This window comes from Bacteroides sp. 3_1_23 (genome assembly GCF_000162555.1).
GTDB classification, from domain to species: Bacteria; Bacteroidota; Bacteroidia; order Bacteroidales; family Bacteroidaceae; genus Bacteroides; species Bacteroides ovatus.
Map to the genome: position 1 here is coordinate 1,090,983 of NZ_GG774955.1, position 16,444 is coordinate 1,107,426.

The window sequence follows — 16,444 nt, forward strand, 5'->3', positions numbered from 1 at the left end:
ATTGTTTTTTCTTCTCTATTTATATTAGTAACAAATGAATACAGATTATAGTTTGCTGTTTTTAAGATTTTAGTTTGGCACGTACTACCTCTATAATGGCAGGCAATACAGAGATAAATATGATGGCTACAATCAGTAACTTCAGGTTTTCCTGCACAAACGGAAGGTCGCCGAAGAAATAACCAGCATAACAGAATACGGCAACCCAGAGCGCACCACCAACTAAATTATACATCATAAAATAGTAGTAATTCATCTTTCCCATTCCTGCTACGAAAGGTGCAAATGTGCGTACTATCGGGACAAATCTGGCTAGAATAATTGTTTTCCCACCATACTTTTTATAGAACTCGTGTGTTTTCTCCAGATAACTTTGTTTGAATATCCTGGAGTTGGGATTATTAAACAGCTTTCGACCGAAGAAATGTCCTATCATGTAATTGCAGGAATCGCCTAATACGGCAGCGGCAAATAAGATAATGACAAGTATATGCACGCTGATGGGCATATCGGGTAATGCTGAAATGGCTCCTGCAACGAAGAGTAAAGAATCACCGGGAAGAAAAGGAGTGACCACTAATCCGGTTTCACAGAAGATGATAAAAAACAATATGGCGTATGTCCAGGCATGATAATCACGCACAATCATCACCATATATTGATCGATATGAAGTATAAAATCCAATAAAAAGTCCATTTTATATACTTTGGTTATTATTGTAATGAAAGAATGTTATAGGCTTCCAGACCATAGTGAATTCTTTTTTCACTCAAATGGTGGAGGCAAACAGAAAGTGGGGCATAAAAGACTTGAATTGTCCTATGCCGAAAAAAGATATAAAATGGCTAAATGAGTATGTGTCCTAATGAATAGATATGATATCTATCGGAATATTTAAAAAGATTGGTATAATATGAAAAACCTGTCCATTGATTTTTAGGAAGTTGAATCTTTAGCGAGCTTAGTATGCGGATAGTGACAGAAGGAATATTGAATCTTAGTATTTTTAAGGGAGAGAGGTGGCGGAAGGAAAATGGATTTAAAACGCCGTTATCGTTATTGTAATTTTGCTTTCCGGCGTATTCTTTTGTCTTGACTAGTTTCTGTTCTTGATCCAGTTGTATAATGCTAGCTTTAGAGGTATATGAATAGGAATAGGTTTGTATGCCGTTACTACCGGCTTCTAACCGGTATGCCTCTTGTGCTTCGTTGGAAATCAGATGGAATCCCCAACACAGAAATACGCCTAATAGTATACAAAATATGTACTTCATCATAACGGCCGCAAAGGTAGAAACTATTTTTATATGAAATACATATTCACAAGCATAATTAACAATTATATCAGTGATTACCGGGAATTATTCTTTGAAGTTACTTATCGTAAATTTCATCGGAGTATATGTTATCCCATTGGTACATTGTTTCTTATTAATTCCCGGATATAACATTGGAATATGATTTCTTTTTCTTTTTTTTGTAAAAGCTGTAGGGTATTTCCAGTCTGAGCGCTCTTATAAATAGAAACGTAATTTATTTACCTTTAAAAAGCATCAGTATGAAGAATGTAGAAAAACACTTGGTTGGATGGCTGTCAGTTTGTTTGCTGCTTTGTAGCTTTCCTGTGTGGGCGCAAGGAGATGCCGGAGATTATCTAACAATCGTTGGCATGGTGAAAGACAAGCAAAATAAAAAAGCTCTGGAGAACGTAAATGTATCTGTACATGGCAGTAATATCGGCACTGTGACGAATGCGGAAGGAGAATTTGCTTTGAAAATCAAAAAAACAGAAGCGCTGCGCGAACTGGAGATTTCACATATAGGTTATGTAAATAATCATATCTCTCTGGAGAAAGAAACACCCTCTAAGTTGACGGTTTGGCTGACACCTCATGCCAACCTGCTGAATGAAGTGGTGGTGTTTGCTGAAAATCCACGTATGATTGTAGAGAAGGCAATCAGTAAGATTCCTCTAAATTATAGTGATAAGCGTGATATGCTGACGGGATTTTATCGGGAGACTGTACAGAAAGGGCGTCGGTATATCGGTATATCGGAGGCTGTAATTGATGTGTCCAAAACAGCCTACACTAATAGAAATACTAATTATGACAAAGTAAGGGTGGTGAAGGGACGTCGCCTGCTTAGCCAGAAAGCGAGTGATACATTAGCTGTCAAGGTTGTTGGCGGCCCTAACTTGAGCATCACTTTGGATGTTGTGAAGAACAAGGGAGCATTACTCGATATGGAAGAATTGAATAATTATGAGTTCTGGATGGCGGAATCTATGCTTATAGATAACCGTATGCAGTATGTTATTAATTTCCGCCCGAAGGTAATCCTTATGTATGCTCTCTTGTATGGCAAATTATATATCGATCGTGAACGCTTGTCATTTACCCGTATAGAGATGAGTCTGGACATGCAGGATAAATCGAAGGCAACCACTGCCATTCTATATAAAAAGCCTCTCGGTTTAAGATTCAAGCCGCAAGAGCTGTCCTACCTGGTCACTTATAAAGATGTGGATGGAAAAACTTATCTGAATTACATTAGCAACACAATCCGTTTCAAATGTGACTGGAAGAAGAAACTGTTTTCCACAAGCTATACAGTAGCTTCCGAAATGGTCGTGACCGACAAGAGAGAAGGAATGTTGGAGACTATTCCCAACAAAGAAGCCTTCAGCTTGAATCAAATATTCTATGATAAAGTAGACGAATATTGGAGTCCGGACTTTTGGGGAAACTACAATATCATCGAACCTACGGAATCTTTGGAGCACGCAGTGGATAAATTAAAAAAGCAATCGAATTGAAACAGGGATAGTTTTCTTATATTTGAGGTCAATCATAAAGAAAAGCAAGTATGCTGGATGAACTGCTCATACTAAAAAAGATAAAGGGAGGTGACATAAAAGCGTTTGAGGAACTCTTTCGCCGTTACTATTTTCCTCTTTGCTGTTATGCGGCAGGCATTACCGGGCAAATGGAAGTGGCTGAAGAGATTGTGGAGGAACTTTTTTATGTACTTTGGAAAGAAAGGGAGCGCTTACAGATCTTTCAGTCCGTTAAAAGTTACTTGTATAGAGCGACTCGTAATCAATCTTTGCAGTATTGCGAACACGAGGAAGTTCGGAACAGATACCGTGAAACTGTATTGACTACTTCCAACCCAGAGCAGTCAACAGATCCTCATCAACAGATGGAGTATGAGGAATTGGAGAGATTCATAAATGGAACCCTTGAAAAGCTGCCGGTTCGCAGACGGAGGATTTTCGAGATGCATCGTCTGGAAGGGCGGAAATATGTCGAGATAGCGACGCAGCTTTCGCTTTCTGTTAAGACAGTAGAGGCTGAAATGACAAAAGCCCTCCGGACATTACGAGAAGAAGTAGAAATTTATATTCACATGAAGTGATGAAAACAGATATTTATAAAATAAAGACAGATCAGGCGTGGAATCGATTGTATAATCGCTTGGACAATGACCGTTTACTTGCGAAAGTGGATGAAGGCCACCATACACGCAAATATTCACAATGGATCAGGTACGGAGCAGTTGCCGCCGTTTTGATAGGCGTCATTTGGGGAACTTTGTATTGGGTGACCGGTTCTGATAAAGAACTGGCACAGCATCTTCTTACACAGGAAAATCAAGGTGTTTCCACTTTGGCAACGACTCTCGAAGACGGTTCTGTCGTACTCTTGGCAAAAGAAACTTCCCTGTTATATCCGAAACATTTTATTGCTGATAAACGGGAAGTGAGTCTACAGGGAAATGCGTTCTTTGACGTAGCAAAGAAGCAGGGACAACCCTTTTGGATTGACACGGAGCAAGCTAAGATTGAAGTGCTAGGTACTGCTTTTAGTGTGCAAAGTGATGAAAATGCTCCGTTCCGTTTATCCGTACAAAGAGGGATAGTGAAGGTTACTCTAAAAAAAGGAAATCAGGAGTGTTATGTAAAAGCGGGGGAAATGGTAGTAGTGCGATCACAACGATTAGTCGTTTTGGATACAGATAAGGAGAATGAAGAGTGGGGGAGCTTCTTTAAGCATATACGATTTAAAGATGAATCGTTAGCGAACATTCTGAAAGTCATGAATTTGAATTCGGATAGTTTGCAAATACAAGTTGTCTCACCGGCATTGGAGGAACGTCGGCTGACTGTCGAATTCTCTGACGAATCTTCTGAAGTTATAGCTAATCTGATAGCTAATGCGCTCGGTCTGCAATGTATCCGGCAAGGAGATATTCTTTTATTATCGGAATAGAACTCATTAAAGTTGGGAAAAATGAAACAGTCTTATCATTATCTGTCCGTTCTGCTGATACTCTTCTTCTTCGTCGATATGATGAGAGCGGATGGAAGTGATGTGCTGGAACGTATAGTCAGACTTCCCAAGATAAAAGGTACTGTTTATTCATTGTTGAGTGATGTCTCTCAACAGTCGGGATATATGTTTATTTATGATAGTAAAGTCATTGATAATGATGCAGTAGTGAAGATAAAGGGAGGCGAACGTTCCATTCGTCAGGCAGTGTATGACATCGTAGGAAATACCAGTCTGGAGTTTCAAGTGATGGGCACTCACATCCTGATTACTCTCCCTTCGGAGAAAAAGGTACGTGTGCAACAAGATTTTGTTCCGGAACAGATAACAAACTTTGTCATTATCGGTACTTTGCTGGATAAGGAGACAGGAATACCTATCTCTTCTGCTACTGTTGGAGTGCGAGGAACATCTATTGGCAGTATAACGAATCAGAATGGAGATTTTAAACTGTCTTTACCCGATTCTTTGAAAAATGATTTGATTACTTTTTCTCATATAGGTTATCTTTCACAGGACATAGAGTTTGCTTTGCTGATTGGACGGCACAATATACTTAGTCTCGAACCTAAAGTTGTCCCTTTGCAGGAAGTGGTGATTCGTCGAAGTGATCCAAAGAAACTTTTGCGTGAAATGATTGAGCGGCGGAATAAGAATTATTCGCATACTCCGGTATATCTGACTACTTTTTATCGTGAAGGAGTTCAGTTGAAAAACAAATTTCAAAACTTGTCGGAAGCTGTGTTTAAGGTTTATAAGACATCCTCATATTCTTCTGTACCGGATCAGGTGAAGCTGTTGAAGATGAGTCGGCTAAGTAATGTAGAAGCAAAAGACAGCTTGCTTGTAAAAGTAAAATCCGGAATTCAGGCTTGTATCCAGATGGATATCATCAAAGATATGCCCGAGTTCCTGACTCCTAGTGTAGAGAAGGGTATTTATGACTATACTTCAGAAGGAGTAACATTTTTAGAGGACCGATTTGTAAATGTGGTGCATTTTGAGCAGAAAAAGGGAATCAGCGAACCTCTTTTTTGTGGAGAGCTATTTCTTGATTCCGAGACAAGTGCTCTATTGCAAGCCCGTCTGGAAGTTCATCCTGTATATGTGAAGAATGCGGCAGGTATGTTTGTCGAAAGGCGTACGCGTAACGTGCGAATGATTCCTCAAAAGGTGGTATATACAATTTCTTATAAACCGTGGCAAGGGACTTATTACATACACCATATCCGTGGAGATCTTCATTTCAAAGTGAAACGGGTAAAAATGCTGTTCGGCAGCCGGGATCTTCATATCTGGTTTGAGATGATTACTTGCAAGGTGGATACCGAGCAAGTGGTCGTATTTCCCCGTACAGACAGATTGCCCACCCGTACCATCTTCTCTGACACCTATTTCAAATATGATGAGAACTTCTGGAAGGACTTCAACGTGATCCCATTGGAAGAGGAAATCAGTAAACTGATAGAAAAGATCTCTTTGAAGATAGAAGAAATAGGAGATTGATTTGTTTTGTCATTCAATGAGATTGCTGTACCTTTGCATCCGGTTTAAAAGATTGTATGTTATGGAATTACCAAAAGATCCGATGATGTTGTTCAGCGTCATCAATATGAAGTTACGTGATTGTTATTCTTCACTTGACGAACTTTGTGAAGATATGAATGTGGATAAGGATGAATTAGTGAATCAGTTGAAAGCCGTGGGCTTTGAATATAGTGTGGAACACAATAAGTTCTGGTAATGTATTGGTTCTATTTATCTTAAAAATATGAGAAAAGCCTCTATAGATAATAAATCGATAGAGGCTTTTCTTATATTACAGGTATTGTGTGAAAACTACTTAGTATCTACGTTTATCGCCCAATAGGCATTGGCATTAGTGGAGCCGACGCCTTGTCCGTTTCGTGCACCAAACATCTGTATACGTAGTAGTCTGGCTTTTATATTCTTCGGGAATATGAATGTTTCATAATCAGATTTACTACTGCCTACTCCTGGCATAACTTGCATACCCATAATGTGTCCACGACCTAAATTGTCGGATTGCCATGATGAATTTTTGACCTTCTTCCAGGTATAGCCATCATTTGAAATTTCAAAATCAAAATAATATTGTCTTCTGATTTGCGTATTTCTGCCATAGCCGAGCGATACCTTTTCTATTTCCACAGGGGTGTCTCCTAAATAAAATTGTACGTATGGAGAACCTGATTGACTCCATAAAGTTTTTGGGTTACCATCTGTCAGTTTTTCTAATTGCTTGCTGCTTCCATTGGATGAGATTTTTTCTTTCGATACAAATCCATAAACTATCGTATAGACACTTGTTATCTTTCCATCTTTCGTAACAGTGAATGTAATACCTCTACTATTTTCGTCTTTTTGTATACTGGTTCCCTTTTCTCCTTTGACAGTCACTTGAGGTAATGTCTTGTAATCTAAAGCGATAGGAATAGTATAATTCAACACTTCTTTTTTGAAGTTTTCTAATTTTACTCCGTTGATGTTGATCTCACTTAAATAAGCAAACATATCGTTGAAACTGCCAGACTCATCTTTATAGGCCGGAATGTTCGATGAGTTTGTATTGTCTACAGCTTGTTGTCCCATTCTGTCCTTGAGCTGTTGTAGGTATAGGCTGGCCGGATTCATCTTTTTGCCAACGCTGTATTCATATGCTTTAAAATTAGGTACGTTTCCCGGATCTACTTCCGCCATGATAAACGGTAGGCGATCGTTTGCATCTGATTGTCCGAATAAATAGTTGGCTGCCAGCTGATTTTGGCTGATGATGAACTTGCCTTCATTGTTATACAAGGTATAGTTTGCTCCCGACCAGCCATGAGCCGTTCCGTTATTCCAGCGGTTTTGCACATAGATACGTCCTTTGATATTATCGAACAATCCACCGGTTGACCATCGGAGATGTGGTTCGTTGGCGTCGAATTGGTAATCACTCCGATCATTATAAAATACGTTTGGTCCCATCACTTGTCCCATAATAATAAAACCGTGACGAGTATAGCGGGCATAATTGCGCTGATTTAGAATGAGCGATCCGCCTGAATTCGTAAAACTATATCGGCGCTCTCCACCCGTGCCACTGACAGGTTCAAGGCAATTGACATCTTGTACGGTTACCCATCTGGCTCCATCTGATATATTAACTGCTACGTCAATATGGTAATTGGTGATTCTTCTTACCCATATATTTTCAGCATTGCCGATACGTACTGCTACTTGTGCATGATATTCATCATCATATGATTTGTAATTGATTCCGAAGGCAGAGTTTTCTGCGGTAGTTGATTTATCGAAGCGGGAAAGAATTTGAATATTTTCAATACCTGCATTTTGTACTCTGTTGTCGGATGTAAAACGGGTAACGGTTGATATGCCATATTTCATACTCAATGGATCTACAATGGGTTCTACCAATGTAATCGTATTGGTTTGAGAATTGACAGAGAGAATGGTGCGTTCCTGATAAACATTCATATAAGAACTCTCTAGTTTCCCATTCACTGCCCATTGATTTGCAGAAGGTACGGATGGAGCGTCTGTAATGACATCCATTTTTAAATCTTGTGCCCATGATGCGTTAATAATTCGGTTGACACGTATATTATCTCCTGCTTTTAATCCCTCAACAGTTTGCAATCTGATAGTACGTGTACCTGCAGGAACATATTGATCTGCTATTTCTATTGTCTTTTCAGTGTTGATATTTCCACCGGCAAAATTGAATACGGCAACATTTTTATTGTATGAGTCGGCTACCCATGTAGCTACTACTTTGGTAACATTCTTTTCTGCTTTTTCCGATTGTCCATAATCAAACCAATTATTGGGCCCAAGCGGTTTGGAGTGTTGTTTTATATTTTCGTGTCCGTCACCTTCTCCTTTAATAACAATGCCGCTTTTATCAATTTTGATTGATTGGCTGACACGGAATGTACCTGCTTTTAGTAAAATGGCTCCTCTAAATCCATTTTCGTCTGGCTGGAGGCGTCCCAACATATTAATAGCATTTTGAATACGTTCCGTATCATCTGCATTCTGATCAGCGGAAGGTTCCAGGATGACACGAACAGGGACGTTCGGAATTTTCACACCACCACCTTTGTAACCTACATTGGAGTAATCTATCACTGTATTTCCTCTGTAATCCGGTATATAGACAAGCCGACCTTCCTGCATATAGATAGCAGGGTAAGGTTTTTCATAGGTATACGAGGAAATATCTTCTTTTATGGAAGTAAAGTAATAGGAGTCATAAATGGTTTTATCGCTGGTTATGGCAAATTCCATATGATATGTTCCCAATGCATCGGCTACCTTATCAATGTCAATTTTGTAAGTATCTCCTTTCTTTATATGAATCGGTTTTAAAGCATATATTACTTTACCGTCAGGAGCCATCAGATTTCCTGTCACAGAAATATCCTTTTGCGCTATAATATGATAAGATGGTACGTGAGTTCCTTGTTGAATCACTGCCGGTCGTCCTACCATTATATTCATTTTGTCATAATCGGGCTTTATTCTGGCTGCATCAAAAGTGGGATAAGATGGTTGCGGGAGTGCGCCATCAACTAATTGTTTTTGGAACACAAATAGATTGTAAATCTCAATAAAACGATTGGCCAGTTTACCACTTACCATCACATATCTTGCTTTTATCACTTCAGGGAATGAGTGAATGAAAACTTTGTTTCCATTGGCATCAGGCAGTTCATCTACATTTTGCGAATGTATGATTGTCCATCCTTTAGGGGCACTGTATCCGTTCAGTCCAACAGAACCGCTTCCTTTAGCATTAGAAAGTTTAGTCCATTTATTTAAGTCATTTGTGTAGGCAATCTGATAAACTCCATCTACTAATCGTTTCTTTAAATTAGCAACTGAAGTTCCCCAGGCCACTCCGATGGAATGAATGTCTTTTTCTTCTCCCAAGTCTAATGCCAGCCAAAAAGTCTCTTTTCCTTCACTGTTTGCTTGCGAGCCATCTACTTGATAACCACTTCCTGATGTTCCTGTAGAGTTACCGTCAAAAGCTTTTTCGACCGTACAGTTCTTGCGGTAAGTACTGACCTTAATCTTTTGCGGTTCAGGATTAAGAGCAAGATTAATCAGTTCGTATCTTTTGACACTGATGGAATAAGTTTCTTTTGTTTTACCATTACTTATGATTAACAGATCTTTATTCTGTATCTCTTCTATATCCGTTCTGGGAGCTCCATTCGAATCTGTTACTCTCATAGATAGCCCTTGAGGGATATTGATTTGCTCATTCAGTTGATAAGGGCTGGTATTCGTTAATAGAGTCAGAGTCTTCGTCTTGTCATTGAATTTCAGAATATTAGGATGCGAAGACTTTAAAACAAAAGACAAACCACCCCCATTTTGGAGGTTGGTTTGTATCATTGTTGTTTCGGGAGGAGCCATTTTTACACCGAGCGGCTTCCTTTTACTTATTTCTTTGAAAGACTTAGTATCTTCCATTGCTTGCTTTAACTTCTTGATAAACTCGATCGTTTCTTCGTAGGGAGGGGTTTTTAAAGAAGTCGGGGAACCGGCATCCTTGCTAATCCACAATAACTCTATGGGAATGTATCCTCTATACGGGCTTTTACGAATATCTCTTATCAAACGGTTTAAGTCCATTAACTCCTGCGTTTCTGCTCCTGCCGGTTTTTTCTTTATCTGAAAATTGTTGGAGTAAGGAAGTACCAGGGCAATGTCTCTGTACCAATCGTACTTGGTAGCATCAGTGTTTAGAAAATCACGATAGAACCCTGTATCATTTACAATACCGACATTGTCACAATCAATCCATTTTAATAATTGTATTACTTGGTTTGCGGTAGCGAGCATGTCTCCATGATTTTGTACGCCGATGCGTACGTCCGGATAATTCTTTTGGGCATATATGGCAACCTCACGGATATGTGGCGCTATTCGTTCCCTTGCAATTTTCTCCCATCCTTCACGACGAATATCTGCGGGAGGCGGACCTGCGAAAATGCGTAGTACGGGAGCTCCCATTTCGTGAGCGATTTTAATCCAGTATTTAATTCTTTCAACATCTGTTTTTCGACGTGCCTCATTAGGATCAGCAAAGTTGTTTTGAATACCTGTACCACTAATGGCTATATTTAATTCTGAACAGAGGTTCTTAATGTTTCTTGCATATTTGATTATTTCAGAGTCCGGTCGGGTAGGCATTGCTGTATTGCTATACCCCGGAATATAGTAACAGGTGACATCTACTGCGTCAAAACCAACCTTTGCTGCCCATTTAATAGCATCCAGTGTGCTTAACTGCGGAGCCACTGTGGAGTTGTTCATCCAAGCATTGATATTTGTATTAAATGTATACATATTCAAGCTTAGTTTATAATCTCCCGAGTAATAATCTCCCGAGTAATCTTTATCTGTGCGGTCAAAATGTGGCAGAAGTTGATCGCGCAATGGGTCGTAAGCCGAATCATTGTATTCGGCAGCCTGTTGAATGGCAGGTAATTTATCTCCATTATCGGCAACGAAGTTGAAAGCACTCCAGTCTACAGACCCACAGTTTTCCACTTTCATGAATTCGTCATATACTTTGCGGCTAGGTATATGAATGACCATTTTGGTTACTCGTTCGAACCATAGTCCTTCTTTTCCTTCGGGCCTTTTTAAAGCTGGAGGAGCATTGAGATATAGTTCTGATAAATTAGTACAGTAATAGAACATTCGTGGATCAGCATGTTTCAGTTTAGGGAATCTTGCAATTCTTAGCTGACTGTTGTTTGAGCCTTTTGGCTGTGCGAATGCTTGTACACCGGTCTTTTCTACATTTGGAAAATCAATAGTTTCAAGTTTCTCACAACCACTGAAAGCTTTAAGTCCTATTTCTTTTGCCTGGGTTGCCTTTACTCTTTTAAGATTGGGCATCCCGTCGAAAGCTCCTTTGGGGATAATGCCATTGGTGAAATTGGCTGTTCCTTCAATAGTTAGCTCTTCCAGTCCAGTTAAACTTTTCTTTATGAACTTACAATCATCCGGGGTTAATTCTCCGGCTTGGATAATTAATGTCCTTAGTTGGCTGTAATTGTTTCCAAATTTAGCGTCTATTTTGGATTGCAATTTTCCACCCGACAAAGATTTGTCGGTAAGAACTAATTTGTCTGATGTGGACTTTATTGTTTCAGTTATAAAGTCCGGAATGCTAAATGTCTTGTTGACATAAGTAGCTGACAATGCTACCGCGAATAACAATGCGAGTGCAGAGCCGATTATTTTTTTCTTCATTATGTTGTGAAATTAGTTATTTATTTTCAAAATGCAAGCGTCTTTTATTCTTCATATCCTATTAAATAAAATTCAGCCATTTCTGTTGTTGAACTGTTTTGTGTGTTCCAGCCTGTTATTTCCACTTTTATATATCGGTAGGTATGAGCTGTGCTTCCTTTTAAATCTATTTCTCCGGAATCAGAACCCGCCGTCTCGGAGTTGGGTATTGAAACATTCTTTTCTTTAATCACTTCCCAAGCTCCACTATCAGAGTCTTTTCCATATATTGTAACAGCTGTCACACATGCTCGTGGGTTTTTACCTTCAGGTTGGATAACTTTGAATGAAAGGAATTCATTTTGGCTATTTCTGTCAATTACGAAATATTGATTATTTGTATCATCTGCCGGCCTGTTTCCTTTTCCGGGTTTATCGAATTTGATTGTTGATGCTTTATCCCCATCAATTACTCTAGCTCTCACAATCTCTGCAGTTTCGTCTCCTGACAGGGTTAAGTATTCGCTTGCTTCTGTTACTACCCAATTTTCTCTATTTAATATTACAGGTACTTTGACCGGAATATCTTTGACTTCAAGTGTCACAGATGTTTTAATAATCGGGTTTTCCGAACTTGTCACCGTAATAGTCGCTGTTCCTGGTGCAAGTGCTTTAATAATACCAAATTCATCTATTTCTGCAACCTCTTCTTTATCTATCGAATAGGTAACATTGGGGTTTGTCGCATCTTCGGGTGTAATAATCACATGCTCTGATAAATTGAATGTTTGTCCGGGACTCTCAATGACAATACCATTCTTTACTTCTTCGGAAAGAGTGATGTTTTCTACTAAGACTTTACCTGCTACTACATTTACGGTAAATGCAAACCCTAGTTTGGAATTATGTGAAGGAATCACATTAATCGTTGTTTCACCTACTTTAAGGGCTGTGATAACACCTTCTTCGCTAACTGTTGCTATAGCCTCGTTTGATGATTTGTATTGGAAGGTGTATTCTTCTTTGTCTATAGCATCCTCGGGGTATAAGTTCAGTCGAATTGTGAAACTAGCATTTCGTTCGAGATTGAGAGTGCTTCCTTGTATATCATCAGCTTTAATCCATATTACTTTATCATCTTCTTTAGAAGAATCCGCAGGATCTTCATTACAACTTATTAAAGTTGCAATGCAAACAAAAAATAGAAAATTTAATAAATAAGTTGTCTTCCTCATGGCTATAACTCTTATAATGATTATAATACCAAAAGGCTTAATGAATGGTTTTTATAATAGGAGTAATGCAACAACACTGCGACTGTGTATTACTGTGTATTATATTCAGGCACTGCAAAGATATGGATAAATATTTAAAAGCCAAATCTTTCGGATCTTTTTTTATTTCTCCTTATTCTTTTTATATCTTGCATGCTTTAAATTGATTCTTGGTGTCTTATGTACTGCTATATTTATTGTGTTCTGTGTTCGTGCACATTTTTATTTAAGAAAAAATATGTTTGTTTAGTTTGTTGATATATAGAGTATTATCGTCTTTCTTTCTGCGTTTTAATTAATCTGGTGAAAAAAAATAATAGCAAAAATATAGTTGGTTTCAAATAAAATCATATATTTGCAACACAAATACACAACTTTTGCTTTCGTTTGTGTGTGTTCGTGCACACTGTTCAGGCGTAATCAAGAGATTGTAACTTAAAAATGCAGCCAGAGGGCTTAATGATGGTTAGTGATTCGAAGGTGAAGGTTTTGGATTTGTATAGGAAATGAATATTTTATTAAAACATTAAGAATCTTTATTTAATGGAAAACAGGCTAATACACTTATGGAAAACAGATTGTCTGCTGATTCGATTGCTGTGTGTGGCAATTTTGATATCGTGGGCGAATGTGGAGGCTGGTGCTCAACAGAAAAAGGTGGAGCGGGCTATAAAAGGGGTTGTTTTGGATAGTGACACGAATGAACCTCTGATCGGAGTGAACATAACATTCAAGGAAATAAAGACGGGAACTATAACGGACGTTGATGGGAATTTTTCTTTGCTTATAGATAAGCAGAGAAAAGTGTATAATCTCGTCTTTTCTTATATTGGGTATCAAACAAAGGAAATAGCTTGTGCGGGAAATGAACCATTGATTGTAAAACTGTCGCAGCAGGCGCAAGCATTGGATCAGGTTGTTGTGGTTGGTTACGGTGTTCAGAAAAAAAGTGATGTGACGGGGTCGGTGGCTACGGTTTCTAAAGATCGTATTGAAAATACTATAACTACGGATATCTCCCAGTTGTTGCAGGGTGCGGTTCCTGGATTGAATGTAATGTCGCAAGCTGCAGGAGCGGATCCGGGTAGTGGAACTGTTATGCTGGTTCGGGGTCGAAATTCTATTAGTGCTAATAATGAGCCATTGATAATATTGGATGGTGCGCCCTATTACGGAAGTCTTTCTGAAATTGGGACTAATGAAATAGAGAGCATTAATGTGTTGAAAGATGCTTCTTCGGCTGCTATATATGGTGCACGTGCGGCGGCGGGAGTTATTTTGATTGAAACAAAGAAGGGGGTTAAGGGAAAAATTAAAGTTTCCTTTGATGGCTTTTATGGAATACAGAAGGTTGCCAATTATCCGGATTTGATGAATGGTGAACAATATCTGAATTATAAGAATGGATGGACGAATGATGATGCTAATGATGAAGATGCTGCGTTGACTGATTTTGAAAAGGCAGTTTATCAGAGCGGTTCTTATAAGGATTGGTCGTGGAAAGATTTGATTGTCAAAACAGGTCATACCAAGAATTTTAAATTGGGGGTTTCCGGTGGTGGAGATTATACACGTTTTAATTTTAATGCTTCCTATTTGGGTACGGATGGTATTGTGATAAATGATGAATATAAACGATTGAATACTAGATTGAATGTCACGACGGATATTAACAAATGGATTCGTATGGGAAATAGTGTCGGCTGGACGTATATTGACAGAAGCGGAGCTAAGCCGCCTTTTGTGGATGTGTTTAATAAATCTCCGCTTGCAAAACCTTTCAATGATGATGGGACGGTTAACATAAATCCAACGGGTGAGGACACTAAAGTTAATCCTTTGGAGTGTTATTTGTATGACGATTTGAATGTGAATTATGCTCTAACGGCTACAAATTACCTGGAAGTTAAGATTCCGGGTGTGGAAGGGCTTTCGTATAAATTGAATACGAATGTTCAATATGGTGCTGGAAAACAATATTGGTATCAAGGTTCTAATACGAAGAAGAGTGGGGCTTTTGGTGGAGAGGGAGAAATGGTTAATACCATGAAATATTCTTATTTGGTAGAAAATATTGTGAGTTATCAACATACGTTTGCTCAAAAGCATGAATTGTTTCTAACTGGACTTTTTAGTTTTGAAGAGAGTCATAAAGAGGGGACAACGATTACAGCTAAAGGATTCAGTGGGGATGATCGCTCTTATTACGGTATTCATGATGCGCAGGAAGTTAAAGTGGAGCCGTTTAAAAATGATAAGACTCGTTTACATTCATATATGGCGCGTGTTAATTATGCGTATGATAGCCGTTATTTGTTTACGGCAACTGTGAGACGTGATGCGTCTTCTACATTAGGGCGATATAAGCATTGGGGAACATTCCCCTCCATGGCTTTGGGGTGGAATATTCATAATGAAAAATTTTATGCCTCTATGAAGGATGTCGTGAATACTTTGAAGCTTCGGCTGTCGGTTGGGAAGAATGGTCAAAGCGGATTATCTCCTTATTCTACTCTTCCTATTATGGAGGATAATGGATATACAAATGGGAGTTCTCCTCTTCCTGGCTATATTCCTGGCACTATTGGATCTCCTAATTTAGGTTGGGAAGTGATGACATCTTATAATGTAGGATTGGACTTTGGCTTTTTGCGTTCTAGAATTACCGGTGAATTAAATCTTTATAAAAATATGAATAAGGATTTGCTTTTGAAGCGTACGATATCTTCGGTACATGGTATTAGAGAGGTTATGCAGAATATAGGTAGAACGGAAAATCGCGGACTGGAGGTGTCTTTGAGTTCAAACAATGTTACATTGAAAAATTTTTCCTGGCATACGGGACTTAGCTTGGCGTGGAATGATAATAAAATAAAGGAACTGTATGGGGATGGTTTATCGGATATTACTAATAAATGGTTTATAGGGCATCCGGTATTAAGTAATTTTGATTACAAAATTATTGGAACCTGGCAGTTGGGTGAAGAGGAAGAGGCTGCTAAATATGGTGCTAAGCCTGGTTATGCGAAGTATGAAGATCTTAATAAAAATGGTGAGATAGATCCGGATGACCGGCAAATATTGGGTTCTTCCGAGCCGGATTTCACTTGGAGTCTGTCGAATACGCTGAAATATAAAGATTTCTCTTTATTTGTGTTGTTGTATGGAGTTTCGGGGTCAACTAAAGCTAATCCATTTAGAGATAAGACGTATTTGATTAATCATAATTTCTGGACTGTGGATAATCCTACTAATGAATATTGGAGTACAGAGAAAAATGCGAATAAATATATTGCGAATAAATCTATAAGTCCAAGTAGCTATCAGAGTGCGGACTTTATGAGAATTAAGGATATAACACTAACCTATACACTTCCAACCCGAATTATTAGGAAAATGGGATTGAGCAAGTTGGCGATCTATTTTACAGGAAAGAACCTGTTGACGGTGACTGGATGGGAAGGTATGGATCCGGAGTTCGATACTCAACGTGCAATTCCGGTAAGTCGTGAGTATTCATTTGGTATTAATCTGGCTTTTTAAATACTAATAAT

General features: G+C 38.7%; 10 protein-coding genes. 6 read left to right on the forward strand and 4 right to left on the reverse strand.

Annotated features, from left to right (window positions below; genetic code table 11):
• Positions 1-61: 61 nt before the first annotated feature.
• Positions 62-697, reverse strand: coding sequence for a DedA family protein (locus HMPREF9010_RS02560; protein WP_004305686.1), 636 nt, complete (start codon positions 695-697; stop codon positions 62-64).
• A 149-nt stretch (positions 698-846) separates the two neighbouring features.
• Positions 847-1,278 (reverse strand): hypothetical protein, encoded by a 432-nt coding sequence (locus tag HMPREF9010_RS26650; RefSeq protein ID WP_004305687.1) that lies wholly within the window; start codon positions 1,276-1,278, stop codon positions 847-849.
• 281 nt (positions 1,279-1,559) lie between these two features.
• On the opposite strand from HMPREF9010_RS26650, the gene HMPREF9010_RS02550 reads away from it, so the two are divergent.
• From HMPREF9010_RS02550 to HMPREF9010_RS02530, 5 genes are all read left to right on the forward strand, one after another.
• Positions 1,560-2,819 carry a carboxypeptidase-like regulatory domain-containing protein gene (locus HMPREF9010_RS02550; protein ID WP_004319878.1) on the forward strand — a complete coding sequence of 420 codons (1,260 nt, stop codon included), beginning with the start codon at positions 1,560-1,562 and terminating at the stop codon, positions 2,817-2,819.
• A gap of 50 nt (positions 2,820-2,869) precedes the next feature.
• Positions 2,870-3,421 (forward strand): RNA polymerase sigma-70 factor, encoded by a 552-nt coding sequence (locus HMPREF9010_RS02545; RefSeq protein ID WP_004305689.1) that lies wholly within the window; start codon positions 2,870-2,872, stop codon positions 3,419-3,421.
• Positions 3,421-4,275 (forward strand): FecR family protein, encoded by an 855-nt coding sequence (locus HMPREF9010_RS02540; RefSeq protein WP_004305691.1) that lies wholly within the window; start codon positions 3,421-3,423, stop codon positions 4,273-4,275. Before HMPREF9010_RS02545 ends, HMPREF9010_RS02540 begins: the two co-directional genes overlap by 1 nt.
• A 21-nt stretch (positions 4,276-4,296) precedes the next feature.
• Entirely contained in the window at positions 4,297-5,841 is a 1,545-nt protein-coding gene (locus HMPREF9010_RS02535; protein WP_008651330.1) for a carboxypeptidase-like regulatory domain-containing protein, read from the forward strand.
• A gap of 61 nt (positions 5,842-5,902) precedes the next feature.
• On the forward strand, positions 5,903-6,079 hold the full coding sequence (locus HMPREF9010_RS02530; protein WP_004302174.1) for a DUF4250 domain-containing protein: 177 nt from the start codon (positions 5,903-5,905) through the stop codon (positions 6,077-6,079).
• A gap of 95 nt (positions 6,080-6,174) precedes the next feature.
• On the opposite strand, the gene HMPREF9010_RS25040 is transcribed toward HMPREF9010_RS02530, so the two are convergent.
• A complete protein-coding gene (locus tag HMPREF9010_RS25040) occupies positions 6,175-11,637 on the reverse strand; it encodes a TIM barrel protein (protein ID WP_008651332.1) in 5,463 nt (1,820 codons plus the stop codon).
• A gap of 44 nt (positions 11,638-11,681) precedes the next feature.
• Positions 11,682-12,851 carry an Ig-like domain-containing protein gene (locus HMPREF9010_RS02525; RefSeq protein ID WP_008651334.1) on the reverse strand — a complete coding sequence of 390 codons (1,170 nt, stop codon included), beginning with the start codon at positions 12,849-12,851 and terminating at the stop codon, positions 11,682-11,684.
• A 582-nt stretch (positions 12,852-13,433) separates the two neighbouring features.
• On the opposite strand from HMPREF9010_RS02525, the gene HMPREF9010_RS02520 reads away from it, so the two are divergent.
• The gene (locus HMPREF9010_RS02520; RefSeq protein ID WP_008651336.1) at positions 13,434-16,433 is read left to right on the forward strand and encodes a SusC/RagA family TonB-linked outer membrane protein; all 3,000 of its coding nucleotides are present in this window, start codon (positions 13,434-13,436) and stop codon (positions 16,431-16,433) included.
• Positions 16,434-16,444 lie beyond the last annotated feature (11 nt).

Bases quoted from the DNA above. Each gene is read 5' to 3' on its own strand.
- HMPREF9010_RS25040 (WP_008651332.1), bottom strand. From the start codon at position 11,637: ATGAAGAAAAAAATAATCGGCTCTGCACTCGCATTGTTATTCGCGGTA.
- HMPREF9010_RS02540 (WP_004305691.1), top strand. From the start codon at position 3,421: ATGAAAACAGATATTTATAAAATAAAGACAGATCAGGCGTGGAATCGA.
- HMPREF9010_RS02560 (WP_004305686.1), bottom strand. From the start codon at position 697: ATGGACTTTTTATTGGATTTTATACTTCATATCGATCAATATATGGTG.
- HMPREF9010_RS02545 (WP_004305689.1), top strand. From the start codon at position 2,870: ATGCTGGATGAACTGCTCATACTAAAAAAGATAAAGGGAGGTGACATA.
- HMPREF9010_RS02525 (WP_008651334.1), bottom strand. From the start codon at position 12,851: ATGAGGAAGACAACTTATTTATTAAATTTTCTATTTTTTGTTTGCATT.
- HMPREF9010_RS02530 (WP_004302174.1), top strand. From the start codon at position 5,903: ATGGAATTACCAAAAGATCCGATGATGTTGTTCAGCGTCATCAATATG.
- HMPREF9010_RS26650 (WP_004305687.1), bottom strand. From the start codon at position 1,278: ATGATGAAGTACATATTTTGTATACTATTAGGCGTATTTCTGTGTTGG.
- HMPREF9010_RS02520 (WP_008651336.1), top strand. From the start codon at position 13,434: ATGGAAAACAGGCTAATACACTTATGGAAAACAGATTGTCTGCTGATT.
- HMPREF9010_RS02550 (WP_004319878.1), top strand. From the start codon at position 1,560: ATGAAGAATGTAGAAAAACACTTGGTTGGATGGCTGTCAGTTTGTTTG.
- HMPREF9010_RS02535 (WP_008651330.1), top strand. From the start codon at position 4,297: ATGAAACAGTCTTATCATTATCTGTCCGTTCTGCTGATACTCTTCTTC.